The sequence below is a fragment of the Actinomadura sp. NPDC049753 genome (assembly GCF_040674655.1).
In the GTDB taxonomy this organism is placed as follows: Bacteria; Actinomycetota; Actinomycetes; order Streptosporangiales; family Streptosporangiaceae; genus Spirillospora; species Spirillospora verrucosospora.
On record NZ_JBFARL010000039.1, the window covers coordinates 1 to 25311 of the forward strand.

Genomic DNA, 25311 nt, shown 5'->3' on the forward strand with positions numbered 1-25311 from the left:
CGGCCGCTGCCCGCGGCGCCTCGCCGGCCCGTCCGGCCGGTCCCGGCGCCGCCCGCGCCCGCGCTCTCGGACATCCTGCGCTGGGAGGTCGAGGCGCCGGGCACGCGCGCGCGGCGGTGAGGCCCGGCCCCCCGGAGGAGCCGGCGTCAGCGGGCCAGGCGGATCAGGATCCGGCACACCTCGTCGATGATCTCGGCCGCCTCCGCCTCGTTCTCCGCGGTGGCGATCTCCCGCCCGGCCTCGCCGATCACCGTCGTGAGCACCAGGCTCAGCACCTGCTCGGGACGTCCGGCGGGCGCGTCGCCGGACGGGCCGCGCAGCAGCTTGGTGTTCTGCGCGATCCAGTGCTGGGCGCGGCTGCGGCGCATCAGCGACGACCCGGACGGGCCCTCCCCGGCGAGGAACAGCCGGGCGGCCTCCCGCCGCTCCCAGCACACCCGCAGGTAGGCGCGGGCGCCCGCGATGAACAGCGCGATCGGGTCGGACTCGCCGTCCTTGCGGGCGGCGGACACCGCCTGCGCGGCGCTCGCCTCCTGCTCCTCGGTGAGGTCCTCCCAGAGCGCCACGTACAGGCCGGCCTTGCCGCCGTAGTGGTGGTAGAGGCTGCCGACGCTGATGCCGGACCGCTCCACGATCTCGGCGATGCCCGCGTCGGCGTAGCCGCGGTCGGCGAAGACCCGCAGCGCCGCGGTCAGCAGCGCCTGGCGGGTCGCGTCGGCGCGGGCCCACTGGCGGCTCGCGCCGCCCTCGGCTCCGGCGCCCTCACCCGTGCCGTTCGCCCGCTCGTCGCCGGCGCGGCGCGCCCTGCTCGTCCGCATCCCCCCATTGTTTCAGGCCGGGCCGCCCTGGTGGGCTCAGTACCAGTTGTGCGCCTGCCACCAGTCCCAGGCGAGGCACGGGTCCTTGTAGCGCGCCTTGATGTAGCCGAGCCCCCACGCGATCTGGGTGGGGGAGCTCGTGCGCCAGTCGGCGCCCGCGCTGGCCAGCTTGGAGCCCGGCAGGGCCTGGGGGATGCCGTAGGCGCCGCTGGAGGGGTTCTCGGCCCGCTCGTTCCAGCCGCTCTCATGGTTCCACAGCGTCAGCAGGGACGGCCAGCACCGGCCCCATCCCTTGAGCTCGTTCATCTTCTTCCCGTACGCCTTGTTCTGCCCGGCGCTCGGGTTCGACTTGGCGAGCCGCTCGCGCTCCTGCTGGGCCTTGAGCTTCGCCCGCGCCGCCGCGTCCCGCTTGGCCTTCTCCTTGAGCCGCTTCAGCTCGCGCTGGTGCTCCTTGTAGGCGCGCTCCTTGGCGACGGCGACCGCGTCGGCCGCGACCTTGTCCATGTCGGACGCCGAGGTCAGCTTCGCGAGCATGTCGTTGGTGGACAGCCCCGCGCTCGCGGCCTTGGGCGGCTCGCCGGCGTCGTCGACGAAGCTGCCGAGGTCGACCACCGTCAGCGCGCCGCCGAGCGCGCCGATCGCCACGATCGTGATGGTGACGTTGCTGGTGAGCACCCGCCGAACGCGGCGCCCGCCCTCGCGCGGCTCCCGGAGGGCCTCCAGCTCCTCGTACGGGCCGCGGGGGTCGTCCGGCTCCGACGGATCAGGCCCGTGGGGTCCTCCCGCGCCGCGGGCGTCGGCGGACGTGCGCGGCTCCGGCACGCGCGCGGCGCGCCTCGTGCCGGCCCTCCTGGAGCCGCGACGGCCCCCCGCGCTCCCCTGAGCGCCTCCGGCTTCCTCGGCGGGACGTCTGCGTGTGCCGTGACTCTGTGGCATAGGAGAAGACTGCCTTATCGCCCGGGTGTGGTGCTCTCGAAGAGCAAGTACGCAGGCCGGACGATACCCGGTTCACCCGTCCCGTCGTCCACGGCCGCGTTCCCCGCCGGGGTTCAGCAGTTCCACGTCGCCGGCGGCCAGGCGCGCGGGCTGCAGCGCCTCGAACAGCTCGCGGTGCATCCCGTCGAACGCCGCGAGCGCGCCTCCGGGCGCCTCCAGCGCCATGCTCACCTCGTTGGCCCGCTCCCGTCCCGCCGCGGTGATCTCGACGAGCGTGGCGCGCCGGTCGCGGGGATGCGGGGTCCGGCCGACGAGCCCGCCCGCCTCCAGCTGGTCCACGGTGAGCTTCACCGTCGTCGGGTGCATCATCAGGATCCGGCCGAGCGTGCTCAGCCGGGCCCGCCCGTGGACGGTGAGGGCGAGCGTGGTCAGCAGGAAGTAGCCGGTCCGGGTGAGGTCCAGCCGCTTCAGCTCCACGTCCAGGGCCTTCTTGAGCAGCTGGTTGAGCCGCCCGACCGAACAGATCGCCAGGAACGGCCACGGGTCGCCGAGCAGCCCCTGGCCCTCCCAGCGGTCGCGCACGCCCATGACCAGCGGGTCCACGCCGTCGTTCATCTCGTCTTCTACGCCTCGTCGCGCCTCGGTCTGCACCGGCTGATCGTAGCTTCGGACAAAACCAGATGTAAGTACTCGCTTCTTAGACCTTCTTCCAATAGAGTGCCTCAAATCACAGGCGGAGCCCGTGTGCTCTGGAGGGTGCGCGGAGTCGCCTGTGGTACCGGTCTCGGCCGAGACCGCTGTGGCGCGCGAACGACCATGACGAGGGCGCCCCCGCGGTACCGGCAGGATCCGGTGTTTCGGATGGGCGCCGACGTCCGAGCACGAAGGAGGCTGGAGTGACCCTTCTCAACCCCGCCCCGGGGGAGGGCACCGGCTGATGGCCCTGAGCCTGACCAAGGCCCCGGACCTGGCACGCAGACGCGTCGAGAGAGCACTCGACGAGACCGGACTGCTGTGCGTGACCCTCCTGGAGGGGCTGCGCCGCACCTGGGACCTGCGCCAGTGGTGGGGCGAATTCGTCGAACAGTGCTGGTTCCTCGCACGCGTCACGAGCGTGCCGGTCATGCTCATCGCGGTGCCGCTCGGCGCGACCATCTCGCTCCAGGTCGGCGACATCGCCCGGCAGCTCGGCGCGCAGTCGGGCACCGGGGCGCTGCTCACCGCGGCGATGATCCAGCAGGTGGCGCCGCTGGCCGCGGCCCTGCTGGTCTCCGGCGTGGGCGGATCGGCCATCACCTCCGACATGGGGGCCCGCAACATCCGCGACGAACTCGCGGCGATGGAGGTCATGGGCATCAACCCGATCCACCGCCTGGTCACCCCCAGGCTGTGGGCGGCGAGCACGGTGTCCGGACTGCTCTGCTCGGTGGTGATCCTCGCGGGCGTCATCGGCGGGTACTACTTCAACGTCATCCAGCAGGGCGTCAGCCCCGGCGCGTTCTTCGACGGCGCCACCACCCTGCTGCAGTTCTCGGACCTGATGATCACGCTGTTCAAGGCGTGGGTGTTCGGATTCATCGCCGCCGCGGTCGCCTGCTACATGGGCATGAACTGCGACTACGGCCCCGTCGGCGTCGGCCGCGCGGTGAACCGGGCCGTGGTCGTCACCTCGATCGTGGTGTTCGCGACGAACTACATCCTCACCATGATCTACCAGGTCCTCTTCCCCCCGAGGTTCTGATGGTCGCCATATCCCCCGTCCGCAAGCTGGGCCGCGCCGTCAGGGGCCGCACCGCGGGCCTCGCCGCGTCGGCCGACCTGCCGGTGTTCCTCGGCCGGGTCCTGTACCACCTGCTGTTCGACATCATCATCCGGCGCAAGTACGGCAAGACCCTCGCCAAGCAGGTCAGCGACATCACCGTCGGCGTGGGCGCGCTCGTCATCGGCGGCGGCATGATCTTCGTGATCGCGACGATGTCGCTCGCCACCGGCGCCATGGTGGGCCTCCAGGGCTACCCCGGTCTGGAGCGCATCGGCGCCGAGGCGTTCACCGGCCTGGTCGCGAGCTACTCCAACGTCCGCGAGGTCACCCCGATCATCGCGGGCGTCGCGCTGGTCGCGCAGGTCGGCACCGGGTTCACCGCCGAGATCGGCGCGATGCGGATCTCGGAGGAGATCGACGCGCTGGAGGTCATGGGCATCAACTCGCTGGCCTACCTGGTGTGCACCAGGGTCGCCGCGGGCGTCATCGCCCTGGTGCCGCTGTACCTGGTCTCGCTGTTCATGGCGTTCTTCGCCACGAGGTTCATCACGATCCAGTACTTCGGCCTCTCACCCGGCATCTACGACTACTACTTCCACCTCTACCTGCCGCCGATCGACGTGTTCTACAGCGTCATCAAGGTCGCGGTGTTCGCCTTCATCATCATGTTCATCCACTGCTACCGCGGCTACTACGCGGCGGGCGGCCCGGTCGGCGTCGGCGTCGCCGCCGGCCGCGCCATCCGGGAGTCGACCATCCTGATGATCCTGATGAACCTGGTCCTGTCGTACATCTTCTGGGGCCACGGCAGCACGGTGAGGCTGACCGGATGAGCGACGAATCAATGTCGAGCCGCTCCCGGACGGTCTTCGGGCTGGTCGGGGCGGGCGTCATCGCGGCGGCCGCGGCGTTCGTCGCGGTCGGCTCCACCCCGTCCCACGCGGGCTCCACCTACTACGACGCGACGTTCGGCCGCGCCGGGCAGGGGCTCGACCCCGGCAAGTCCGACGTGAAGGTCCGCGGGATCGCGGTCGGGGCCGTCGAGACCGTCAAGCTCGACCGCAACGGCAGGGTCACCGTCCGGCTCCGGGTCGACAAGGGCGTCAAGGTGGCCGACACGGCGGTCGCGACGGTCGAGCCGGTCTCGGTGTTCGGCCCGAAGGACCTCGCCCTCGACCTCGGCGCGCACGAGCTCACCGGCCCCTACCTCAAGGACGGCGGGCGCATCGCGAAGACCAACGACCCGCAGGAGCTGTCGGACACGGCCTGGCCCACCTACCGGCTCACGCGGGCGATCAACCCCGACGACGTGGCGACGATCCTGCACACGTTCGGCGCGGGGCTCTCCGGTCAGGGGCCGGCGCTGCGCCGCACGATCGACAACGGCGCGATCGTCGTCGACGCGACCTACAAGGACCGGGCCGCGATCCAGTCGCTGCTGAACGACATCAACGGCCTGTCCGGGACGTTCGAGTCGCGCGGCGACACCCTCACCCGGTTCGCCGGGGACTTCAACCGGCTCTCCCAGGTCGTCAACGAGAAGCCCGACAAGGTCACCCAGCTGCTGGACGAGTCGGCGCGGCTCGGCCAGACGGTCGGCACGAACCTGGAGCAGCACGGCCGCAACCTCGGCAAGATCATCGACTCGGGCGGCCAGGTCGTGCGCGTGTTCAACGGGCAGCGCCGCAACGTCCCGGTGCTCCTCGACAGCCTGACCGGGTTCTTCGGCCTGCTGGCGCAGATCATCCGCATCCCCGGCCCGGAGGGCACCCTGATCGCCCAGGCACGCGACGACCTCCCGCTGGACATCTGCCAGATCCTCATCGACGTCTGCCCGGTCAAGCCCAAGACGACCGCGTTCGACGTGCCGCTCCCCGGCGCGGGCGGCCATCAGGGCGGGCAGCGCCGCACGGCGACGGGGACGCGGCCGTGAGCCCGCGGCTGCGCGGCAAGACCGCGCGCGGGCCCGAGTACACCACGATCCTGAAGTTCGTGGTGTTCGTGGCGGTGACCGGGCTGCTCACGTTCTACATCGGCCAGCAGATCCTCGGCACGAGCTTCAAGTCCCGCTACCGGCTGTCCGCGACGTTCGACGACGTCACCGGCCTGCTGGAGGGCGACGACGTGAAGGTGGCGGGCACGCCCGTCGGCCAGGTCGAGAGCATCAAGGTGGTGCGCGGCAAGGCCGTGGTGAAGATGGCCGTCGACAAGGAGGTCCGGCTGCCCTCCGACTCCACCGCCGCGATCCGCTGGCGGAACGTGATGGGGCAGCGGGTCGTGTACCTGGAGCCCGGGTCGAGCCAGGGCAGGCTGGGCGACGGCGACCGCGTCCCGCACACCAGGTCGGTGGTGGACCTCGGCGCCATCGTCAACAGCCTCGGCCCGCTCACCCGCAACCTGGACCCGAACCAGCTCAACAAGATCCTGTTCGCCTTCTCCCAGGCGCTGGACGGCAACGAGCAGAACATCTCGCTGCTGACCGAGAACCTGGACCTGCTGCTGCAGACGTTCGCGGCCCGGAAGAAGACGATCAAGGGGATGATCGACGACTACGAGACGGTGAGCGACGCGATCGCCACCCGGGACCGGCAGATCGCCGCCAGCGCCGACAACCTGGAGTCGCTGACCCGGGTCTTCGCGAACAACCGCAAGCTGCTGGAGAGCGCGGTCGTGGAGGTCGCGGGCGTCACCACCAACCTCAACCAGGTGCTCGGCGGCAACGACGCGCAGCTCGCCCGCATCATCGCCAACCTCGGCAGGTTCAGCGAGACGTTCCGGCTGAACGTCGACCAGCTGGAGAAGATGGTGCAGCAGCTCCCGCTGACCCTCCGGCAGTTGTTCGCGTCCGCGAACGGCGGCCACTACCTGCGCACCAACGCGCTCTGCCTGAACGTCGTGCAGGGCCCCTGCCCGTTCCCGATGGAGCTGCCGAGGTCGCCCGGCGCGGGGCAGCCCAGCAAGGACGACCTCACCAAGCTCAGGAAGATGCTGACGGGGGGTGGCGGCTGATGGCGCTGAAGTCGCTCCGCGACGTCAACCACAAGATCGTCGCGATCGTCACCCTGACCGCGCTCGGCGCGGGCTGCGTGTTCGCGTTCGCCCTCGGCCAGCTGCACCTGCTCGACCGCGGCTACACGATGAGCGGGGAGTTCAGCGACACCGCCGGGCTGAAGAAGGGCCAGGACGTGCGGGTCGCCGGGGTGAAGTCCGGCCGGATCACCTCCGTGGAGCCCGACTTCGCCCACGGCAGGGTCATCGTCTCCTGGCACGTGAACGCCGGCATCGACCTCGGCCCGAAGACCCGCGCCGACATCCAGACGACGACCCTGCTCGGCGGCCGGTACCTGCGGCTGTCCGGCCCGGTCTCCAAGCCCTACCTGGCCGACGTGCCGGAGTCGCGGCGGCGGATCCCGCTGTCGCGCACGAGCGTCCCGTTCACCGTGCCGGAGGCCCTGGAGGGCGCGCAGAACATCGTCGGCAAGCTCGACCAGCGCAGCGTCGACAAGCTCCTCACCGAGATCAACAAGATCAAGTCGCCGGGGGCGGTGAAGCTGGGCCGCATCCTGGCCAACATCCAGGAGCTGTCCCGGACGCTGAACGACTCCTATCCGGAGATCCAGCGGCTGATCGAGAACAGCAAGACCATCACCGGGACGCTGGCGAGCAAGGACCAGGAGCTGCGTCAGATCATCGACGCCAGCCAGGTGCTGCTCCAGTCGCTCGTCCGGCGCCGCAACGAGCTGGCCGCGGCGATCGGGCAGGGCAGCCGGACCGTCCGGACGCTGTCCAACGTGATCTCCAGGAACCAGAAGGAGCTCGACACCCTGCTGGACAACCTGCACCTGCTGACGACCCGGCTCGCGCCCAACATGGACGCGCTGAACACCGACTTCTCGCTGCTCGGCCCGACGTTCCAGCAGGTCGCCAACCTCAAGGGCAACGGCCAGTACATCGAGGGCCTGCTCACCGGGCTCGGCCCGCTGCAGCCGGCCGGTCCGATCTCCACGCGGCGACCGCAGGGAGGCAACTGATGAGCGGCGACACGGGGGAACGGCCCCCCGGAGGCCCCGGCTCCGTCCCCGGGCGCGGCCGGCTGCGCGGCGTGGCCGTCGCGCTCGGCCTCGCCATGACCGCCTCGCTCGGCGGCTGCTCGCTCGCCCCGTCCGCGGGCGGCGAGCGCACCATGGTCGTCTACGTCCCGAAGGCCCGCTCCTTCTACAAGGAGTCGAAGGTCAAGGTGATGGGCGCCGACGTGGGGCTCGTCGACAAGGTCGAGAACCAGGGCGACCGGGTGAAGGTCACGTTCCACCTGCGCCGGGACGTCCCGCTGCCGAAGGGCGTGCAGGCCTCGATCGTCCCGCTGAACCTGATCGGCGAGCGCAACCTCGTCCTGCATCCGGCGTGGAAGCCGGGGGAGGCCAAGGAGACCGCGGACGTCATCCCGATCGAGCGCACGCACGTGCCCGTCGAGGTGGACGACGCGCTCAGCTCGTTCACCAACCTGGCCAACGCGCTCGACCCGACCAAGATGCAGACCGCCCTCGGCACGGCCGCCGACACGGTGAAGGGCAACGGCAAGGAGTTCAACGCGACCCTCGAGCAGAGCGCCCGCCTCGTCGAGAACGTCGCCGGGCAGGACAAGGAGCTCATCGAGGTCGCGCAGAACCTCAGCCGGCTGGCCGGCGTGGTGCGCGGGCGCGAGCAGATCCTCGGCACGATGATCCGCGACTTCGGCACCGCGAGCCAGGTGCTGAGCTCCGAGCGCGGCGAGCTCCAGCAGCTGATCAGCGGCATCCTGGAGCTGGCGAAGAACGGCGACAAGCTGCTGCGCAAGTACAAGGGGAACCTGCCCTACGACCTGGCGGTCCTCACCCGGACGGCCCTGATCCTCAAGGGCAACGCCAGGGAGCTGGCGCAGCTCATCCGCGTGCTGCCCGGCATCAGCGACGCGCTCATCGGCGGCTACAACCCGAAGAACAAGTCGCTGCAGATCCGGTTCGCCACGGACGCGTTCCTGCGGACCTGGCTCAAGGGCCTGATGAACTCCGACGACGTCGACTGCCCGCTGCCCGCACCCAACTCCAACTGTCCCTGGCAGAACGGAGGCAACTGATGGGCAGGCCCCTCATCGCCGGACAGCGCCGCGTGGCTGTCGGACGGCGCCGCGCGGCTGCCGGCGGCCGGCTGCTGCTGGTGCTCGTCGCGGCCGCGGCCCTCGCCGTCTCCGGCTGCTCCTACAAGACGGCGGGCGCGCCGAAGGGCGGCCTGACGCTGACCGCCACGTTCGACGACGCGCAGGGCCTCGTCGCGGGGCACAGCGTGAAGATGTCCGACATCACGATCGGTACCGTCACGAAGGTCGAGCTCGCCGGCTACCGGTCGAAGGCGACGCTGGCCATCAAGGACGACGTCAAGATCCCGCGGGGCACCCGGGCCGAGATCAAGGTGACCTCGCTGCTCGGCGAGAACTACGTGGACCTGCAGATGCCGCCCGGCGCGAGCATGGACCGCGGCCCGTTCCTGGCCACCGGCGCGGCGATCACCGACACCAGCGTCCAGCCGGCGTTCGAGCAGGTCGTCGGGCAGGCCGGACCGCTGATCCAGGCCCTGGCCGGGGACGACGTCGCGACGGTCGTGAACGCGGGCGCCACCGCCCTGGACGGCAACGGGCAGAAGCTCAACAAGACGATCGCGCAGGTGAACGCGCTGCTGGGGATGTTCGCCGAGCAGCGCCGCGAGCTCGGCGAGTCGGTCGACCGGTTCGCCCGGCTCGGCCGGTCCCTCGCCAGGGGAAGCGACGCCCTGAACGAGACGCCCGCGCAGCTCGAACGCACCACGCGGCTGCTGAACAAGGACAAGTACAAGATCATCGAGATGGTCGACAAGCTCACCAAGACGGCTCACGAGCTGAACGACAAGGTGCTGGAGGGGCGGATCCAGCGGTTCCGCTCGCTGCTGCGCGACCTCGACCCCGTCCTGCAGCAGCTCGGCAGCAACCGCAAGCGGCTCACGGCGCTGGTGGACGGCCTGGTCGAGTTCACCGACAAGCTGCCGCGGGCCACCTACGACGGCCAGTTGCTGCTGTACCCGCTGCTGCGGATCGTCTGGCCGGACGGGACGCCGATCTTCCCGGGCCTCGGCCAGAGCCCCAAGAAGAAGAAGGCCGGGACGCCGGAGATCCCCAAGCAGCTCCAGGGCGCCCTTCCGGACCTCGACAAGATCCTGGAGCCGCGCGGATGAACAGACGGCTGACGATCAACCTGGCGGCGTTCGGCGTGCTCGCCGCGGTGATGGTCGTGTGGGCGTTCAACAACGTCGTCCGCTTCGACTTCATCGACCGGCCGTACCACATCACCGTGGAGTTCGAGTCCTCGCCGGGCCTGCACCCGAACTTCGAGGTCGACTATCTCGGCCTGCGGGTCGGCAAGATCGACTCGGTGAGGCTGGAGAAGGACAAGGTCGTCGTCCGGCTGGACATGGAGCGCGGCGTCAAGATCCCGCAGGGGGTCACCGCCGCCGCGGCGCGCAAGTCCGCGGTGGGCGAGCCGGTGGTCGAGCTGACGCCGGGGCCGGGCAGGTCCGGCGCCCCGCCGATGAAGCCCGGCACCGTCATCCCGGTGTCGCAGACGAAGGTCCCGCCGAAGTACGGCGACCTGTTCGGCGCCGTCATCGACACCCTGAAGGCGATCGACCCCGACGACGCCAAGGTGCTCACCCAGGAGCTGGCCGCCGGATGGGCCGGGCGCGAGGACTCGCTCCGCCAGATCATCAACGGGAGCGACGACCTCACCCAGACGTTCGCGCAGAACACCGAGCTGCTGGACGGGCTGACCAACGACCTCGGCCGCATCACCCACGTGCTGAACCAGAACCGCGGTTCGCTCGGCGCCGGGATCGACAACCTCGCCGCGCTCATGGCCGCGCTCAGCCAGGTGCGCGGGCAGATCGCCGAGCTGCGCGACCGCGGCCCCGGCCTGCTCGCCACCGTCAACGACCTGCTCGACCAGACCGGTCCCGACTTCGGCTGCGCCGTCGACATGCTCGGCAACCTCGGCATCGGAAGCTACGACCCCGACTACCTCGACGACCTGCGCAAGACGCTCGCGGTGGCGCCGCAGCTCAAGGTCGTCCTGGACAACGTGATCGGAAGGGACCAGGGCCAGCCGGTCCTGAACGTCGTCTTCCAGGTCACGCTGAAGAGGCTCGCCACGCTGGAGTACAAGTACCCGCGCGCGCAGCCGGCGGTGAACCGGATTCCGACCTGCCCCGGCGGCCGCACCCCGGCGGTGACCAAGCAGAAGCCCTACAAGGCGAAGAACCCGGGCGAGACGATCCCCACCCACGATCCCGCCCTCCAGCGGAACGTGCAGGCCAGGAAGGCCGCGAACGAGAGCGACTCTCCCGGCGGACCGCCGATCTGGCTGGTGTACGTTCCCCCGATCATCGCCCTTCTGGTGCTGATCAGGGTCATGATGGGCTCGGTGCCCGTGGTGTCCCGCCTTTCCCGACTGCGTCGGGGCAAGGACTGACCCCAACCCGAGGAGTATCCGAAGTGACAGCCAAGACCACCAAGGGCGGGTCCGACGAGGTCGAGGCGGTCCCGGCCGAGGAGGCGGCGCCCGAGACGACCGAGGCCGCGGAGCCGGAGGCCGCCGGGCGGCCCGCCCGGCCCGCCGCCAAGCGCAAGCGCCGGGTGCGGGTCATCGAGGTCATCGACGACGAGGACCTCGACGAGGTTCTGGAGGCGCTCGACGCCGAGGACGAGGAGGCCCCGGACGAGGCTCCGGCCCGTCCGGCCGGGCCGGCGGCGAAGCCCGCGGCCACGGCCCCCGCCGAGCCCGCCGCCAGGCCCAAGCCGCGCCCGACCCGCCTCGAACCGCCGGAGGACGAGGTCGAGGAGGAGACGCCGAAGAAGGCCCCGGCACGTCCGAGCGCCGCGGCCTCCTCGCCGGACCGGCCGGGCGTCTTCGGTCTCGGCATGGTGCAGGCGGTCGTGGTGGTCGTCCTGGTCGCGCTGCTGGCGAGCCTGGCGATCTGGCAGTGGACGAGCGCGAGCTCCCTGTCGTCCAAGCAGGACGAGCGGGACGCCGTGAGCGAGGTCGCGTCCGCCTACGGCGACGTCGCGCTCAACTACAACGCGCAGAACTACCAGACGCAGATGGACAAGGCCCAGAAGCTCATGGGGGGCGACCTGCTGGAGAGCTTCAAGAACACCACGCTGCCCAGCCTCGGCGAGACGTTCAAGAACAACCCCGAGCTGTCGCTGACGTCCAAGACGAACCAGGTCTTCGTCGGCAGCGTGGACGGCAGGTTCGCCACGGCCGTCGTCATGGTCGACATCGACGTCCGGACCAAGGAGGGCGCGACCGCGGCCCCCGCGACGCTGCTCCGCCTCGCCCTGGCCAAGATCGACGGGACGTGGAAGGTCACCAAGCAGTACGCGTCGGGCGTCAACGACCAGAACCAGAACCAGCAGAACCAGCTGCCGGCCGTCCCGAGCGGGGGCGCGTCGAAGTCGCCCGCGGCGGAGAAGAGCGGCAAGCCGAAGAACTGAGCCCGCGAGGCCCGAGCGAGCGCCCCGGCACGGAAGCCGTGCGGGGCGCTCGCGCGTTATGCGGACGACGGTGTTGTGCGGCTGACGGGCGGCCGGACGGAGGCGGGGGCATCATGTCGATCGTGACGGAGCAGGACGGGCAGGGCACGGCCGTCCCGGACGCGCTGGTGCACGAGTTCGGCGCGCTGCTGGGCGCGGCGTCGGTGCTGGAGCGGATCGCCGGCCGCGAGCTGGAGCGCCGCTGCGGCATCCGGCACGCGGTCTTCGAGGTGCTGCTGAGGCTGTCCGGCGAGGGCGGCGACTGCGCGGTGTCGATGGGCGGGCTGGCCGGCGAGCTGATCCTGACCAGCGGCGGCATGACCCGCATCGTCGACCGGATGGAGGAGGCCGGGCTCGTCCGCCGCGAGCCGGCCCCGGACGACCGGCGCCGCCAGAACGTGGCGCTGACCCCGGCCGGCCGGGCGAAGCTGGACGAGGCCCTGCGCGTGCACGCCGAGACGCTCCGCGCGCACTTCGCGGGCCCTCTCACCGAGGAGCAGCGCCGCGTCCTCGTGGACGCGCTGCGCGTCCTGCGCACCACCGCCCGCGAGGAACTCGGCGACCTGCGTTAGCCCGGTGCCGGGCACCGGTTTCCTGACTGGCGTCGTGTTGCCCTTCTGCGAGCACTGATAAGAGCGACACGGCAAGACGACACGGCGACTTCGCCGTCGACCGGGTCGACCTCGCGGACACCGCGCTAGCGGGAGTAGTGCTCGACGACGAGCTGCTCGTCGCAGACGATCGGGATCTCGGCGCGCTCCGGCAGCCGGGCGAGCCGGGCGGCGAGGGCGTCGTGCCGGACCTCCAGGTAGGGCGGGACCTCGGCGGCGTGCCCTCCGGCCGCCGCGACCTGGAACGGGACCATCGCCCGGCTCCGCTCGGCCACCGTGATGACGTCGCCGGGCCGCAGCCGGTAGGACGGGCGGTCCACGCGGCTGCCGTTCACCAGCACGTGGCGGTGCACGACGAACTGGCGGGCCTGGTAGATCGTCCGGGCGAAACCGGCGCGCAGGACGAGCGCGTCCAGGCGGCGTTCGAGGTCGACGAGCAGGGCCTCGCCGGTCTTGCCGCCCGTCCGGGCGGCCTTGTCGAAGGCGTTGCGGAGCTGCGCCTCGCGGATGTTGTACTGCGCGCGGAGCCGCTGCTTCTCGCGCAGCCGGACCTTGTAGTCGCTCTCCTGCTTGCGGGCGCGGCCGTGCACGCCGGGCGGGTAGGGGCGCGCCTCGAAGTACTTCACGCTCTTCGGCGTCAGCGGGATGCCGAGGGCCCGCGAGAGCCGCACCTTGGGACGGGGGTTGTTCATCACGCTCCTTAATGGTTAGGTAAGCCTAAGTTAGGTAAGCCTAACCTGAAACGTCAAGGAGGCACGGTGCCGCGAGCGGAGACCACGCAGGCCACGCACACCATCCAGGGCCCCACGGCCGCGGAGCGCGCGCGGACCCTCGCCTACGGCGTCGCGGACGGCGTGCTCGTCGCGCCGGGCGTCCCCCACGCCCCCGTCCCGGCGCACACGACCGACCGGGACGGCCGGCCGCTGCTGCTCGTCCGGGCGGACGCGCCCATCGCCGCGGCCCTGGCCGGCGAGGACGACGTGCCCGCCACGCTGCGGATCAGCGACGTCGCTCCGGTGCCGCTGCCGGACCGCGTCCGGGGCCGGGCCCGGCTGCACGGCTGGCTGAGCGAGGTGCCGGACGGAGAGCTGCGCGCCGCCGTGCTGCGCCTCTCCCACGCGCACCCGCGGCCCGAACTGCTCGACCTCGGCGCCGGGCGGGGCGGCCGCCGCGAATGGACGGTCCTCGCCCTCGACGTCGCCCAGGTGGAGATCGACGACGCCTGGGGGAGCGCCGCCCTGGAGCCGGAGGAGTACGCCGGCGCCGCGCCCGACCCGTTCGTCGCCGTCGAGGCGGGCATCCTGACGCACCTGGACTCCGCCCACCGCGCCGAACTGCCGCGGCTGCTTCCGGAGTCCGTCCCGCCCGGACCCGTCCGCCCGCTCGGGCTCGACCGGTACGGCATGTGGCTGCGCTGCTCGGCGCCGCCGCCGGACGTGCCGTCGTCGTTCGACGTGCGGCTCCCGTTCGCCGAGCCCGTCAGTGATCTCCACGGTCTGCGGAGCGTGTACCGGAGGCTGTTCGCCAGGGCGACCCCGTAGTACGGGGGGAGGCGGTACGTACAAACCCCGCCGAATGCCAGTGATCTCCCGGATGGCGGGCGGGCCCCCGCCCGGGCGATGATCGAGTCTCCGGTCGAGGACGCCGCTTCATTCCCCGGCCGGACGGCCTCGACCGCCGGTCCGCCCCTGCGGGGTGGGCGGGCCGGCGGCGAGACGGTACCGGCCGGCCGGGGACGCGGCGCCTTCGGCCGGGCCGGTGGTCCGGCGCGGTGCGAGCACGAGCATGAGCAAGGGGGCGCACCGGGCCACTGGTCGCGATTGGCCGTTTCCGCCGCGCCGATCCCGCCGCACGCTGGGAGCATGACCGCACATCACCCGCAGACCCGAGCCGTGCACCCGCCCGTGATCGTGCCCGAGGGCAGCCGCCCGCTCGGCGTCCCCATCTACCAGGGCCACCTGTTCTCCTTCGACGCCTCCGACGCGCTGGCCGCCGCGTTCCAGGGCCCCGACGAGGCGTTCTTCTACGCCCGGATGGCCAACCCGACCGTCCGTGCTCTGGAGCAGGCGCTCACCGAACTCGAAGGCGGCTCCGGCACGCTCGCCACCGGGTCGGGCATGGGCGCGGTCAACGCGGTGCTGACGGGACTGCTCCGCAGCGGCGACCACGTCATCGCGCAGGCAGCCCTCTACGGCGGAACCCACGCGCTGCTCCAGGACCTCGCCGCCCGATGGGGCGTGGAGGTCACGTTCGTCTCCGGCGACGACCCGGCCGAGGTGCGGGACGCGCTCCGCGACACGACGAAGATCCTCTACCTGGAGACGGTCGCCAACCCCACCACCCACGTGACGGACCTGCCCGCGCTCACCGAGGCCGTCCGCGGGACGGGCGTGCTGACCGTCGTCGACAACACCTTCGTCCCGCTCCTGTGCAGGCCCATCGAGCACGGGGCCGACATCGTCGTCCACTCCACGACGAAGTACCTCGGCGGCCACGGCGACACGATCGGCGGCGCCGCCGTCTTCGCCGACCCGGCCGTCCACCGGCGGGTCTGGGAGCACGCCGTCGAGCTGGGCTCCACCCCCGACCCGTTCGCCGCCTGGCTGACCGTCCGGGGCCTCGCCACGATGCCGCTGCGCGTGGCCAGGCAGAGCGAGTCCGCCCTCGACATCGCCCGCCGCCTGGCCGGCCACCCGTCGGTCGCCCGCGTCCACTACCCGGGGCTGGAGGACCACCCGCAGCACGAGATCGCCCGGCGGCTGCTGCCGGACGGCGCCGGCGGCGTCCTCGCGTTCGAGCTGGCCGGAGGCCGGGACGCGGGCCGGACGTTCTCCGAGGCCGTCGAGCTGGTCTCGCTCGGCCCGTCGCTCGGCGACATCGCCACCCTGGTCATGCACCCGGCCAGCACGTCCCACCGGCAGCTGGACGCCGCGGCCCTCGCCGCCGCCGGCATCGGCGAGGGAACGGTGCGCCTCGCGGTCGGCCTCGAACACCCCGACGACCTCTGGGCCGACATCGAGCAGGCCCTGCGGAAGGCCGCCTAGTACAGAAGGCGCCCTGGAAAGAAGACGCCCTAGAGGTAGAAGCCGGTCGCGGTGGCGGGAGCGTCCTGACCCTCGGGACGCTTCTCGCCCTTGCGCAGCGCGGCCAGCTCGGCGAGCGTCGCGCCGTCGGCGCCGATCTCCGCGCCGGGCACGTCCGTGCCGTCCAGCCAGGCGAGCGACTCCGCGCGGGTGAGGCGGCCCACCTCGATCTGGGCGAGGCAGCGGCCGGGACGGACCACCGCCGGGTGCAGCATGGCGAGGTCCTCGTTGGTGGTGATTGCCACCAGCACGTCCCGGCCCTGGCCGAGCATCCCGTCGGTGAGGTTCAGCAGCCGCGACAGGCCCTGGCCCGTCGACTGCTTGGCCTCGCCGCGGATCAGCTCGTCGCAGTCCTCCAGGATGAGCAGCCGCCAGCGGCGGTTCTCGTCCTCGTCGTCGCCGACCGCGACCTCCATCAGGTAGCTGGGCGTGCCGAACAGCGCCTCGGGGTCGAGGACGCAGTCGGACTGGCACCAGTCGTTCCAGGAGCGGGCGAGGGCGCGCAGCGCGGTGGTCTTGCCGGTGCCGGGCGGACCGTGCAGGAGCAGCAGCCGCCCGGAGACCTCCTCGCGGGTGAGCTTCATCACCGCGTCGAGCGCGTCGGCGACCGGCGCGGTGTAGTTGCGCCGGATGTCGTCCCACGAGTCGGCGGTGATGGCGCGCTCGCTGCGGACGGGGCCGTGCGCCCCCATGTGCCAGAAGCCCATCTCGACGCTGGTCTCGTCCACCTTCGGCGGCTCGGTCGCGTCCTTCACCGACGCCGCGAGCACGGTCTCGGCGAGCTCGTCGGTCACCGCGGACACCGCGACGTAGGCGATGCCGCTCTTCCACCGGTTGCTCAGCAGCGTCCAGCCGTCGCCCTCGGCCAGCACCGACTCCTTGCCCTTCTCGTGCGCGACGCGCACGAGCCTGGCGCCGTCCGGGCGCAGCGGCGCCTCCGTCCGGACGTTCTCCAGCCGCGTCGACCGCGACCAGGGCTGCTCCCCGGACGCGAAGGGGCGCAGCGACAGCACGTCCATCACGTCGGCGGGGGAGTTGTTGTCGGACAGGTTGAAGACCACGGGCAGCGCGGGCTCCGGCGCTTCGGCGCCTTCCCGGGGCTCGATCAGATGCAGGACCTCCTGCGGCTTCTCCTGCGACATGGTCATGACACCGATGATCACGCCCCGCGGCGCGCCGCGTCCACCGAATTAGCCGGACGCGCCGCGCGGCGCGGTCGGGGCCCGCTCGTCAGGGGCCCCAGGGGCGGGTCAGGAGCCGCCGGCCTCCCCGGCCTCGCGCTCCGCGTGGGCGGCCTTGCGCGCCTCGGCCTCCTCCAGGTCGAGCTTCTCGGCCTCCTCCGGCGTCGGCGCCGTGCCGCCGAGGTAGGCGGGCTGCCACCACGTCTCGTCCGAGCGCGGGACGTCGGGGTACTCGCGCTGCGCCTTCTCCAGCAGCTCCGCCATCCGTGCGTGCAGATCCCGGGTGACCTGCTCGTAGTCGTCGCCGCGCTTGGGGTGCATGGGCTCGCCGACGATGATCGTCACCGGCACGTTGCGCTGGAACAGCCGGCGCTTGCGGCCCTTGGTCCACATCCGCTGCGGGCCCCAGATCGCGACCGGGATGAGCGGGGTCTTGGACGCCACCGCCATCCGCACCGCGCCGCTCTTGATCTCCTTCACCGTGAACGAGCGGCTGATCGTCGCCTCGGCGAACACCCCGACGATCTCCCCGCCCCGCAGCGCTTTGAGCGCCGCCGCGTAGGAGGAGGCGCCCGCGTTGCGGTCCACCGGGATGTGGTGCATGCCGCGCATCAGCGGGCCGCCGATCCGGTGGTCGAAGATCTCCTTCTTCGCCATGAACCGCACCAGCCGGCCGGCCGGGTGCGCGGCGAGGCCCGCGAAGATGAAGTCGAGGTAGCTGACGTGGTTGCTGACGAGCACCGCGCCGCCGGTGCTGGGGATCTGGTCGGTCCCCTCCAGACGGATTCTGATGTTCAGGGCCTTGAACACGCCGAGAGCCGTCTTGATCACCGGTGGGTACACGAGTTCGCGCATGTAGGCACCGTACTTGAGCAACTCCTGATCAGCGAGTGCGAGGCGGGGATCGCGATGCATCGCACAACCGGGCCCAACTCTGAGAAGGTGGGTGTGCAACTGATCCGCCGAAGGCTGAGGGAGGATGAGCCCCATGGAACCGTTGGACGCGGCGGCGGACGTGCACGCGCTCATCCGCGACGTGCTGCCCGCCCTGGCGCCCAGCGCCTGGTTCGATCACGGCACCTCCGAGGTGGTGCTGCCCGTGGGCCGGTCGGAGGCGCGCGCCTCCAGCTGGACGGTGCTGGAGCGCTGCGCCCGCGAGCCCCGCTCGGCGTGGCCGAAGGTGGTGGACGAGTGGGTCCGCGAGGTCGGCGACCGCGCGTTCCTCGCCGTCGGTGAGATGGAGCTGTTCGGCGACGTCCGGGAGCTGCTGCGCCTGCGCATCGTGCCGAAGCTCGATCCCCGCGACCGCGAGGGCCTCGTCGTCGTCCCCGCCGGCGACCACTTCGACGCCATGGTGATGATCGAGCACCCCCGCTACGGCGGTCCCCTCACCAAGGCCCGCGCGGGCCTGCTCGGCCTGCACAAGCTCGGCTACGTGATGACGAACACCCACGACCGCGAGCTGGCCGACGTGTCCGTGCACGACCAGCCGCTCCTGCCGGGCCGCAACGTCCGCGTCGTCGGCAAGCCGGGCAGCCGCTACGTGTCGGCGCTGCTCAGCGAGGTCCACCAGTTCGTCCCGTGGCCGAACGAGCACGGCGCCCTGGTCGGGGTCCCCTGCCACAGCACGCTGCTGCTGTACCCGATCACCTCCACGGCCGTCCGCGAGGTCCTGCCCGTCTTCGCCGACGTCGTCCGGGAGATGCACGCCAACGCCGACGACCCCTGCGCCCCCGGCGTCTACTGGAGCCACGGCGAGCGCCGCCTCACCCCCCTCTCCCCGGACGCGGCGACCGAGGGCGCCGGCGAGTTCGCCCTCTTCCTCCGCAAACTCCCCAAGGAGTAGCCGTGCCGTCCCAGGGGGGCGACCCCTGGGAGTTACGGCAGCTTCCAGTCGACCGGGGCGGCGCCCTGCTGTTCCAGCAACTGGTTGGCGCGGGAGAAGGGGCGGGAGCCGAAGAAGCCGCGGTCGGCCGACATGGGGCTCGGGTGGGCCGACTCGACGCAGGGGACGCGGCCGAGCAGCGGCTTGAGGTTGCGGGCGTCGCGGCCCCACAGGATGGCGACGAGGGGGCGGTCCCGGGCGGCGAGGGCGCGGATGGCCTGCTCGGTGACCTCCTCCCAGCCCTTGTTGCGGTGCGAGCCCGGTTTGCCCGGCATGACGGTCAGCGACCTGTTGAGCAGGCAGACGCCCTGCCGCGTCCAGGGGGTGAGGTCGCCGTTGGACGGCTGCGGGTGGCCGAGGTCGTCGCCGTACTCGCGGAAGATGTTGACGAGGCTGCCGGGCAGCGGCCGGACGTCCGGGGCGACCGAGAAGCTGAGGCCGACCGGGTGGCCGGGCGTCGGGTAGGGGTCCTGCCCCATGATGAGGACGCGCACGTCGTCGAACGGCTGGGTGAAGGCGCGGAGGATATGGTTCCCGGCGGGCAGGTAGCGGCGCCCGGCGGCGACCTCGGCGCGCAGCCAGTCGCCCGCGGCGGCGATCGTCCCGGCGACGGGGGCCAGCGCGGCCGCCCATCCCGCCTCGACGATCTCCGAGAGTGGTCGTGCCGTCATGGGGTAGGAGCCTACTGGGATGATCTTGGCGCCGGTGAACGATTGCCCGCTTGATCGATGTTGTGAAGTTTTCTGACCACATCAGGTCGGGGCACGGGCAAATGTTGTCCAGCGCCGCGAAAAGTGGTCGATGAACTGGGTGAAACGTCCCGTTAAGTCGCTGTTACTTCCTGGCGGCCTTCATTGACCTGCTGACTTCCAGCGCATAACTCCTAGAGAGTAAGCCGGCGCAGGACGAGCGGACGGACGAGAGAGCATGACCCAGCTGACCACCGTGGACGCCACCTTCCTCCATGCCGAGAACGCGACGACCCATGCCCACATCGCCGGGCTCGGGATCGTCGACCCCGGGACGTGCCCCGGCGGCCGGCTGACCGTCCCGCACGTCGCCGAGCTGATCCGCTCCCGCGCGCACCTCGCGGCCCGGCCGCTGCGGCAGCGGCTCGTCCAGGTGCCGTTCGGCCTGGACCACCCGTACTGGGAGGACGACCCCGACTTCGAGCCCGAGCGGCACATCTCCGAGTTCGGGCTGCCGGAGCCCGGCAGCGACCGGCAGCTCGCCAACCTGGTCGCGATGCTCCACGAGCGGCCGCTCGACCGGTCCCGACCGCTGTGGGAGATGGTCCTCATCCAGGGCCTCGCCGGCGGCCGGACGGCCGTCTACGTGAAGGTGCACCACGCGGCCGTCGACGGCGTGATGGCCGCCGAGACGCTCGCCGCGCTGCTCGACCTGACGCCCGAGCCCCGCGAGCTCCCGGCCGACGAGACCGTCCCGGCCCGCGCGCCCGGCACCGCGAGCATGCTCGGCACGGGGCTGCTGCGGACGGCGCTGCACCCGGTGCGGTCGGCGGTGTCGGCGGTGCGCGCGGCCCCGTACCTGGACGAGGTCCCGGGCCTGGCGTCCATCCCGGGCGTCGGTCTCATGTCGTCGTGGATGCAGGGCGCGCTGGGCCGCCCGGAGCTGCCGAGGGCGCCGCGGGTCAGCGCGCCGCCGACGCCGTTCAACCATCCGATCGGGCGGCGCCGGGCGGTCGCCTGCGGGGAGCTGCCGCTCGCCGACATCAAGGAGATCCGGCGGGCCCTCGGCGGCAGCGTCAACGACGTGGTCATGGCGCTGTGCGCGACGGCGCTGCGGCAGTGGCTCGACAAGCGCGGCGAGCTGCCCGAGCGCCCGCTGGTCGCGGCCGTCCCGGTGTCGCTGCGGCGCGGCGCGGGCGCCGCCGCGGAACCGGGCAACCAGGTCTCGATCATGACCACGCCGCTCGCCACGCACCTGCCCGACCCCGCCGACCGGTACTCCGCCGTCCAGCGCGACATGGACCTGGCCAAGCGGCGGTTCACCGGATCGTCGGGCGGCTGGGTGCGGGAGATGAGCGGGCTGCTCCCGGCGCCCTTCGCCGCGGCGGTCACGCGGCTCGCGCTGCGGGCCGCGCCGGCGGTGTCGCTGCGCGCGGTGAACCTGGTCATCTCCAACGTGCCCGGCCCGCAGTTCCCGCTGTACCTGTGCGGGGCGAAGGTGCTCGCCTACTACCCGATCTCGGTCATCACCGACGTCAGCGGCGGCCTGAACATCACCGTGTTCTCCTACGACGGGAAGGTGGACGTCGGCATCGTCGCCTGCCGCGAGCTCATCCCCGACCCCTCGGAGATCATCGACCATCTGGTGGACGCGCTGGACGAGCTGCGCTCGCTGTGCCGCGCGTGAGGCCGCTACAGCCCGAGGGCCGCCCGGTGCCGCCGCGCCAGGCCCAGCGCGGCGGCCCCCGCCGGCTGCATCGGCCGGGGGACGGCACCGTCGAACGGCGCCATCGACACCTCGCCCTCGTCGTTGACCGCGACGAGGCCGCCGAAGAGCTCGCCGAACAGCGCGTCGTCGACGGCGACGACGGTCAGCAGGTCGAGCGCGAGCGTCAACGGGTCCACTCCGAGCCCCAGGAAACGCGCCCGGAGGCGTCCCTCGTCGCGCGCGGCGGTCATCGCCTGGTGAAAAGGCCAGTCCTCCTGGACGAAGTCGTCGCCGTAGTCCTCGTCGGCGCCGAGAAACTCCTCGGCGTACTCGCGGACCATGCACCGCCACAGATCAGGCGGCTCGTCGCCGAGCGGCTGGAACACCCCGACCGGCATCACCTGGTAGAGCCCGCCGGCGTGCGCCACCTTCGAAGCGTCCCGCCGGTGCAGGACGTACCGTCCGGACGTCGTCACGGTGACCGTGGTGACGGCGGGCAGCGCGGCCCTGCGTGACAGGTCGCACGGGTCGCCGACGCGGACGCGCAGCGGCAGCCCGTCCACCCCGGCCGCGAGTTCGTGGGCGACCGACTCGCCCACGTTGACGCCGTCGAAGTAGCGGGCGGGGCCGAGCCGGAGCACCGGCGGGTCGGCAGCGACCAGCCGGTAGCTCGGACGGTCCTCGAACACCTTCGGAGGGGCGAGGGCGGCGACGGCGTCCGCGTACGTCCGGCACCCTTCCGGGAGCCCGTCGGCCGGGTCGGCGATCGCGGCCGGGACGGGACGGGCGTCCCACTCCAGCCGGATCTCCTCCAGCGGGATCGGCGCCCCGGGGATCCAGGCGTCCCGGCAGAGCAGGGGGGTTCCCGCGACGCGCGGCACGTCCGGGTACAGCCCGTCCGCGATCTCACCCAGCCGTCCGCGGCACGCGTTCAGCTCCGCCCGCGCACGCCGCCACTCCTCCTCGTCCGCCACACCCCCGAGCCTAGGACGGGTTTCGAGGTGGCCTCGGCCATGAGCGCGAACGCGTGACCTGGCCGGTGGAGCGAAGCCGGAGGCGAGCGGAGCCGGGCGGATCGCGAAGCGATGCCGCGTCCGCCCGGGCACGGTCACGTAGCGAGCCGCTAGGCGAGCGAAGTGGGCCGGGACTTTGAGACACCGAGCCCCCGCGCGACCTCCTCCTCGACCAGGTCGGCGTTGATCATCGCGCCCGCCATCGCCCCGGCCGCCGCCGCCATGACGACCTGGCCGGCCGGGACGACGACGTTGCCGGCCGCCCACACGCCGGGCACGCTGGTCCGCCCGGTCGGGTCGGTCTTCACGAAGCCGTCCTCGCCGGTCTCGCAGCCGAGGTCGGTCAGCGGCCCGGCCTTGGGGACCCACGTCGGCGCGAGGAACACGGCGTCGCAGCCGAGCACCGATCCGTCGGCCAGTTCCAGGCCGGTGAGCCGGTCGTCCTCGACGACGACGCGCCGCACCCCGCTCGGCGCGACGGGGATGCCGCGCGCGGCCAGCCGCGCCGCGTCCTCGCCCGCCGGGGGCGCGCCGTCATCGTGAACGACCGGGACGAACGTCACGTCCGGCGACCACTGGCGCAGCAGCAGCGCCTGGTGGACGGAGTTCGGGGACGTCCCCAGCACGGCGATCCTCTGGTCGCGGACCTCCCAGCCGTGGCAGTAGGGGCACATCTGCGCCTCGCGGCCCCACCGCTCCCGCAGGCCGGGGACGTCCGGCAGGACGTCGGTCACGCCGGTGGTGACCAGCAGGCGGCGGCCCCGCAACCGGGTGCCGTCGCCGAGGGTGAGGACGAAGCCCTCCTCGGCGCCCTTCTCGGCGCGGGCGGCCGTCCCCTGGACGATCTCGCCGCCGTAGCCGCGCACCTCGGTGCGGCCGGTCTCCAGCAGGCGGGCGGGCGGCATCCCGTCCCGGGTGAGGAACCCGTGCATGTGGTCGACTCCGGCGTTGCGCGGCTCGCCCGCGTCGACGACGGTGACGGAGCGGCGGGCGCGGGCGAGGGTGAGGGCGCCGCTCAGCCCGGCCGGCCCGCCACCGATGATCAGTACGTCTCGTTCGGTCATGCCCCGAGGGTGCGCGACGCCTTCCGGATTTGACAAACTTCGTTGCCGATCCTGCAATGAGGGCATGGAGACGACCGAGGAGGTCCTGGCCGGGGTCGGGCCGCGGCTGAGGAGACTGCGGCAGGAGCGGAACGTCACGCTGGCCGCGCTCGCGGAGGCCACCGGCGTCTCGGTCAGCACGCTGTCGCGGCTGGAGTCGGGCAAGCGGCGGCCGAGCCTTGAGCTGCTGCTCCCGCTCGCCCAGGCCCACCAGGTCCCGCTGGACGAGCTGGTCGGCGCCCCGGCCGTCGGGGACCCGCGGATCAGGCCGAGGCCGCTGCGGATGCACGACATGGTCGTGCTCCCCCTCACCAGGCGTCCCGGCGGCGTCCAGGCGTTCAAGATGGTCGTGCCCGAGCGGATCCCGCCGCCCGAGCCCCGGACCCACGGGGGCTACGAGTGGCTGTACGTGCTGAACGGACGGCTCCGCCTGCACCTCGCCGGCCGCGAGATGGTGCTGGAGCCGGGGGAGGCGGCCGAGTTCGACACCCGGCTGCCGCACTGGTTCGGCGGCGACGGCGGGCCGGTCGAGGTGCTCAGCCTTTTCGGGCCGCAGGGGGAGCGGATGCACCTGCGCGCGAAGCCCCGCCGGTCATGAGACGGCAAGCGTGACATAAATTGGGTAAACGTGCAGACCGCCCAAACTCCCCAGAAAGCCCCTGCCCGGAAGAAGCCCGCCCGCACGGCGTGGGTGCTGTGGAGCGTCGGCGTCCTCGCCTACGCCGTGGCGGTACTGCACCGGACGTCCTTCGGCGTCGTCGGCCTGGACGCCGTGCACCGGTTCGACGCGTCCGCCGGGATCCTCGCGTCCTTCACCGTCCTGCAACTGCTCGTGTACGCGGGCCTGCAGATCCCCGTCGGGCTCCTGCTCGACCGCGTCGGCCCGCGCTGGATGGTCGCCGGCGGCGCGCTGCTCATGGCCGGCGGCCAGGCGCTCATGGCCGTCTCCACCGGCGTCGGGACCGCCGTCGCCGCCCGCGTGATGGTCGGCGCCGGCGACGCCATGACGTTCATCAGCGTCCTCGGCATCGTCGCGACCTGGTTCCCCGGACGCTACGTCCCCGTCGTGACCCAGCTCACCGGGCAGCTCGGCCAGCTCGGCCAGGTGCTCAGCGCCATCCCCCTGGTCGCCCTCCTGCACGGCCCCGGCTGGGGCACCGCGTTCGGCTCCGCCGCCGCCCTCGGCGCCCTCATGGCGGTGCTCGCCGTCGCCGTGCTGCGCAACGGCCCCGGGCGCGCGGACGTCCCGTCCCTGCGCGAGACGGGCGCCAACCTGGCCGAGGCGTTCCGCCACCCCGGCACGCGCCTCGGCCTCTGGTCGCACTTCGTCACGCAGTTCTCGTCCAACACCTTCGCGCTGATGTGGGGCTACCCGTACCTGGTGTCCGGGCAGGGCCTGCGCCCCGCGACCGCCTCCACCCTGCTGACCCTGTTCGTGCTGGTCAACGTCGTGTCCGGACCGTTCATCGGACGGCTCGTCGCCCGCTACCCGCTGCGCCGGTCCTGGCTCGTCCTCGGCATCGTCGCGCTCAACGCGGCGGCGTGGGCGGCCGTCCTCGCCGTGCCGCCGCCCGCGCCGCCCTGGCTGCTGGTCCTGCTCGTGCTGTGCGTCGCGCCCGGCGGCCCCGGCTCGATGATCGGCTTCGACTACGCCCGGACGTTCAACCCGCCGGGACGGCAGGGCACCGCGACCGGCATCGTCAACGTCGGCGGCTTCGTCGCCTCCCTCGTCACGATCCTGCTGATCGGGTTCGTCCTGGACGCCCTGTCACCCGGAGGCGAGTTCACGCCTGGAGCGTTCCGGGCGGCCTGGACCGTCCAGATCGGCATCTGGGCGATCGGGGTGACGGGCGTCCTGCGCACCCGCACCCTCGCCCGCCGCCGCCTCGCCCTGGCCGACTAGGAACGCGGTTCCCCGCCGGTCAGGAA

Annotated in this window: 25 protein-coding genes; 16 read left to right on the plus strand and 9 right to left on the minus strand. The window is 72.2% G+C overall.

The window, feature by feature from the left end:
* Nucleotides 1-146: 146 nt before the first annotated feature.
* The 3 genes from AB0K37_RS13360 to AB0K37_RS13370 form a co-directional block, all read right to left on the minus strand.
* Nucleotides 147-818: a helix-turn-helix domain-containing protein gene (locus AB0K37_RS13360; protein WP_360350750.1), complete on the minus strand. Its 672-nt coding sequence runs from the start codon at nt 816-818 to the stop codon at nt 147-149.
* 36 nt (nt 819-854) lie between these two features.
* On the minus strand, nt 855-1640 hold the full coding sequence (locus tag AB0K37_RS13365) for a lytic transglycosylase domain-containing protein (protein ID WP_363979432.1): 786 nt from the start codon (nt 1638-1640) through the stop codon (nt 855-857).
* 186 nt (nt 1641-1826) lie between these two features.
* Complete coding sequence (locus AB0K37_RS13370; RefSeq protein ID WP_363979435.1) at nt 1827-2369, minus strand: MarR family transcriptional regulator; 543 nt, start codon at nt 2367-2369, stop codon at nt 1827-1829.
* A 322-nt stretch (nt 2370-2691) separates the two neighbouring features.
* On the opposite strand from AB0K37_RS13370, the gene AB0K37_RS13375 reads away from it, so the two are divergent.
* The 10 genes from AB0K37_RS13375 (at nt 2692) to AB0K37_RS13420 (ending at nt 12681) form a co-directional block, all read left to right on the plus strand.
* Nucleotides 2692-3495 carry an ABC transporter permease gene (locus AB0K37_RS13375; protein ID WP_363979438.1) on the plus strand — a complete coding sequence of 268 codons (804 nt, stop codon included), beginning with the start codon at nt 2692-2694 and terminating at the stop codon, nt 3493-3495.
* A complete protein-coding gene (locus tag AB0K37_RS13380) occupies nt 3495-4349 on the plus strand; it encodes an ABC transporter permease (protein WP_179846536.1) in 855 nt (284 codons plus the stop codon). The genes AB0K37_RS13375 and AB0K37_RS13380 overlap by 1 nt, the downstream gene beginning before the upstream one ends.
* Nucleotides 4346-5449, plus strand: coding sequence for an MCE family protein (locus AB0K37_RS13385; RefSeq protein ID WP_363979442.1), 1104 nt, complete (start codon nt 4346-4348; stop codon nt 5447-5449). Before AB0K37_RS13380 ends, AB0K37_RS13385 begins: the two co-directional genes overlap by 4 nt.
* On the plus strand, nt 5446-6525 hold the full coding sequence (locus tag AB0K37_RS13390; RefSeq protein WP_363979445.1) for an MlaD family protein: 1080 nt from the start codon (nt 5446-5448) through the stop codon (nt 6523-6525). The genes AB0K37_RS13385 and AB0K37_RS13390 overlap by 4 nt, the downstream gene beginning before the upstream one ends.
* Nucleotides 6525-7547, plus strand: a complete 1023-nt coding sequence (locus tag AB0K37_RS13395) for an MCE family protein (RefSeq protein ID WP_363979448.1) — start codon at nt 6525-6527, stop codon at nt 7545-7547. The genes AB0K37_RS13390 and AB0K37_RS13395 overlap by 1 nt, the downstream gene beginning before the upstream one ends.
* The gene (locus AB0K37_RS13400) at nt 7547-8629 is read left to right on the plus strand and encodes an MCE family protein (RefSeq protein WP_363979451.1); all 1083 of its coding nucleotides are present in this window, start codon (nt 7547-7549) and stop codon (nt 8627-8629) included. Before AB0K37_RS13395 ends, AB0K37_RS13400 begins: the two co-directional genes overlap by 1 nt.
* The gene (locus AB0K37_RS13405) at nt 8629-9756 is read left to right on the plus strand and encodes an MlaD family protein (protein WP_363979454.1); all 1128 of its coding nucleotides are present in this window, start codon (nt 8629-8631) and stop codon (nt 9754-9756) included. Before AB0K37_RS13400 ends, AB0K37_RS13405 begins: the two co-directional genes overlap by 1 nt.
* Nucleotides 9753-11045: an MCE family protein gene (locus AB0K37_RS13410; RefSeq protein WP_363979457.1), complete on the plus strand. Its 1293-nt coding sequence runs from the start codon at nt 9753-9755 to the stop codon at nt 11043-11045. Before AB0K37_RS13405 ends, AB0K37_RS13410 begins: the two co-directional genes overlap by 4 nt.
* Before the next feature lie 23 nt (nt 11046-11068).
* The gene (locus AB0K37_RS13415; RefSeq protein WP_363979460.1) at nt 11069-12070 is read left to right on the plus strand and encodes a hypothetical protein; all 1002 of its coding nucleotides are present in this window, start codon (nt 11069-11071) and stop codon (nt 12068-12070) included.
* 113 nt (nt 12071-12183) lie between these two features.
* Entirely contained in the window at nt 12184-12681 is a 498-nt protein-coding gene (locus AB0K37_RS13420) for a MarR family winged helix-turn-helix transcriptional regulator (RefSeq protein WP_363979462.1), read from the plus strand.
* 125 nt (nt 12682-12806) lie between these two features.
* Here AB0K37_RS13420 and rpsD read toward each other — a convergent pair whose 3' ends face one another.
* On the minus strand, nt 12807-13412 hold the full coding sequence (rpsD, locus tag AB0K37_RS13425) for a 30S ribosomal protein S4 (protein ID WP_363979465.1): 606 nt from the start codon (nt 13410-13412) through the stop codon (nt 12807-12809).
* A 66-nt stretch (nt 13413-13478) separates the two neighbouring features.
* Here rpsD and AB0K37_RS13430 point away from each other — a divergent pair, with 66 nt between their 5' ends.
* Nucleotides 13479-14261 carry a DUF2470 domain-containing protein gene (locus AB0K37_RS13430; RefSeq protein ID WP_363979468.1) on the plus strand — a complete coding sequence of 261 codons (783 nt, stop codon included), beginning with the start codon at nt 13479-13481 and terminating at the stop codon, nt 14259-14261.
* A gap of 321 nt (nt 14262-14582) precedes the next feature.
* Nucleotides 14583-15764, plus strand: coding sequence for an aminotransferase class I/II-fold pyridoxal phosphate-dependent enzyme (locus AB0K37_RS13435; protein WP_363979471.1), 1182 nt, complete (start codon nt 14583-14585; stop codon nt 15762-15764).
* 29 nt (nt 15765-15793) lie between these two features.
* On the opposite strand, the gene AB0K37_RS13440 is transcribed toward AB0K37_RS13435, so the two are convergent.
* On the minus strand, nt 15794-16951 hold the full coding sequence (locus AB0K37_RS13440; protein WP_360350779.1) for a DUF5925 domain-containing protein: 1158 nt from the start codon (nt 16949-16951) through the stop codon (nt 15794-15796).
* Nucleotides 16952-17053: 102 nt separating this feature from the next.
* Nucleotides 17054-17839 carry a lysophospholipid acyltransferase family protein gene (locus AB0K37_RS13445; RefSeq protein WP_363979474.1) on the minus strand — a complete coding sequence of 262 codons (786 nt, stop codon included), beginning with the start codon at nt 17837-17839 and terminating at the stop codon, nt 17054-17056.
* A 133-nt stretch (nt 17840-17972) separates the two neighbouring features.
* Here AB0K37_RS13445 and AB0K37_RS13450 point away from each other — a divergent pair, with 133 nt between their 5' ends.
* On the plus strand, nt 17973-18830 hold the full coding sequence (locus AB0K37_RS13450) for a hypothetical protein (RefSeq protein ID WP_363979477.1): 858 nt from the start codon (nt 17973-17975) through the stop codon (nt 18828-18830).
* Between the two features lie 32 nt (nt 18831-18862).
* Here the strand turns inward: AB0K37_RS13450 and AB0K37_RS13455 are convergent, their stop codons facing one another.
* Complete coding sequence (locus AB0K37_RS13455; RefSeq protein ID WP_345182749.1) at nt 18863-19540, minus strand: uracil-DNA glycosylase; 678 nt, start codon at nt 19538-19540, stop codon at nt 18863-18865.
* A 256-nt stretch (nt 19541-19796) separates the two neighbouring features.
* Here AB0K37_RS13455 and AB0K37_RS13460 point away from each other — a divergent pair, with 256 nt between their 5' ends.
* A complete protein-coding gene (locus AB0K37_RS13460) occupies nt 19797-21245 on the plus strand; it encodes a wax ester/triacylglycerol synthase family O-acyltransferase (protein ID WP_363979480.1) in 1449 nt (482 codons plus the stop codon).
* A gap of 5 nt (nt 21246-21250) precedes the next feature.
* Here the strand turns inward: AB0K37_RS13460 and AB0K37_RS13465 are convergent, their stop codons facing one another.
* Both AB0K37_RS13465 and AB0K37_RS13470 read right to left on the minus strand, forming a co-directional pair.
* Nucleotides 21251-22240, minus strand: coding sequence for a hypothetical protein (locus AB0K37_RS13465; protein ID WP_363979483.1), 990 nt, complete (start codon nt 22238-22240; stop codon nt 21251-21253).
* Between the two features lie 149 nt (nt 22241-22389).
* The gene (locus AB0K37_RS13470) at nt 22390-23343 is read right to left on the minus strand and encodes an NAD(P)/FAD-dependent oxidoreductase (protein ID WP_363979486.1); all 954 of its coding nucleotides are present in this window, start codon (nt 23341-23343) and stop codon (nt 22390-22392) included.
* Nucleotides 23344-23407: 64 nt separating this feature from the next.
* On the opposite strand from AB0K37_RS13470, the gene AB0K37_RS13475 reads away from it, so the two are divergent.
* Nucleotides 23408-23980, plus strand: a complete 573-nt coding sequence (locus AB0K37_RS13475; protein ID WP_363979489.1) for an XRE family transcriptional regulator — start codon at nt 23408-23410, stop codon at nt 23978-23980.
* A gap of 30 nt (nt 23981-24010) precedes the next feature.
* Complete coding sequence (locus AB0K37_RS13480; RefSeq protein WP_363979491.1) at nt 24011-25285, plus strand: MFS transporter; 1275 nt, start codon at nt 24011-24013, stop codon at nt 25283-25285.
* The last annotated feature ends 26 nt before the right edge of the window (nt 25286-25311 follow it).

Excerpts from the sequence above, each read along its gene's own strand:
- AB0K37_RS13475 (WP_363979489.1), top strand. The coding sequence starts at position 23,408 with ATGGAGACGACCGAGGAGGTCCTGGCCGGGGTCGGGCCGCGGCTGAGG.
- AB0K37_RS13360 (WP_360350750.1), bottom strand. The coding sequence starts at position 818 with ATGCGGACGAGCAGGGCGCGCCGCGCCGGCGACGAGCGGGCGAACGGC.
- AB0K37_RS13380 (WP_179846536.1), top strand. The coding sequence starts at position 3,495 with ATGGTCGCCATATCCCCCGTCCGCAAGCTGGGCCGCGCCGTCAGGGGC.
- AB0K37_RS13370 (WP_363979435.1), bottom strand. The coding sequence starts at position 2,369 with ATGAACGACGGCGTGGACCCGCTGGTCATGGGCGTGCGCGACCGCTGG.
- AB0K37_RS13400 (WP_363979451.1), top strand. The coding sequence starts at position 7,547 with ATGAGCGGCGACACGGGGGAACGGCCCCCCGGAGGCCCCGGCTCCGTC.
- rpsD (WP_363979465.1), bottom strand. The coding sequence starts at position 13,412 with ATGAACAACCCCCGTCCCAAGGTGCGGCTCTCGCGGGCCCTCGGCATC.
- AB0K37_RS13375 (WP_363979438.1), top strand. The coding sequence starts at position 2,692 with ATGGCCCTGAGCCTGACCAAGGCCCCGGACCTGGCACGCAGACGCGTC.
- AB0K37_RS13395 (WP_363979448.1), top strand. The coding sequence starts at position 6,525 with ATGGCGCTGAAGTCGCTCCGCGACGTCAACCACAAGATCGTCGCGATC.
- AB0K37_RS13420 (WP_363979462.1), top strand. The coding sequence starts at position 12,184 with ATGTCGATCGTGACGGAGCAGGACGGGCAGGGCACGGCCGTCCCGGAC.
- AB0K37_RS13455 (WP_345182749.1), bottom strand. The coding sequence starts at position 19,540 with ATGACGGCACGACCACTCTCGGAGATCGTCGAGGCGGGATGGGCGGCC.
- AB0K37_RS13460 (WP_363979480.1), top strand. The coding sequence starts at position 19,797 with ATGACCCAGCTGACCACCGTGGACGCCACCTTCCTCCATGCCGAGAAC.
- AB0K37_RS13405 (WP_363979454.1), top strand. The coding sequence starts at position 8,629 with ATGGGCAGGCCCCTCATCGCCGGACAGCGCCGCGTGGCTGTCGGACGG.
- AB0K37_RS13445 (WP_363979474.1), bottom strand. The coding sequence starts at position 17,839 with ATGCGCGAACTCGTGTACCCACCGGTGATCAAGACGGCTCTCGGCGTG.
- AB0K37_RS13410 (WP_363979457.1), top strand. The coding sequence starts at position 9,753 with ATGAACAGACGGCTGACGATCAACCTGGCGGCGTTCGGCGTGCTCGCC.
- AB0K37_RS13470 (WP_363979486.1), bottom strand. The coding sequence starts at position 23,343 with ATGACCGAACGAGACGTACTGATCATCGGTGGCGGGCCGGCCGGGCTG.
- AB0K37_RS13385 (WP_363979442.1), top strand. The coding sequence starts at position 4,346 with ATGAGCGACGAATCAATGTCGAGCCGCTCCCGGACGGTCTTCGGGCTG.
- AB0K37_RS13440 (WP_360350779.1), bottom strand. The coding sequence starts at position 16,951 with ATGACCATGTCGCAGGAGAAGCCGCAGGAGGTCCTGCATCTGATCGAG.
- AB0K37_RS13450 (WP_363979477.1), top strand. The coding sequence starts at position 17,973 with ATGGAACCGTTGGACGCGGCGGCGGACGTGCACGCGCTCATCCGCGAC.
- AB0K37_RS13435 (WP_363979471.1), top strand. The coding sequence starts at position 14,583 with ATGACCGCACATCACCCGCAGACCCGAGCCGTGCACCCGCCCGTGATC.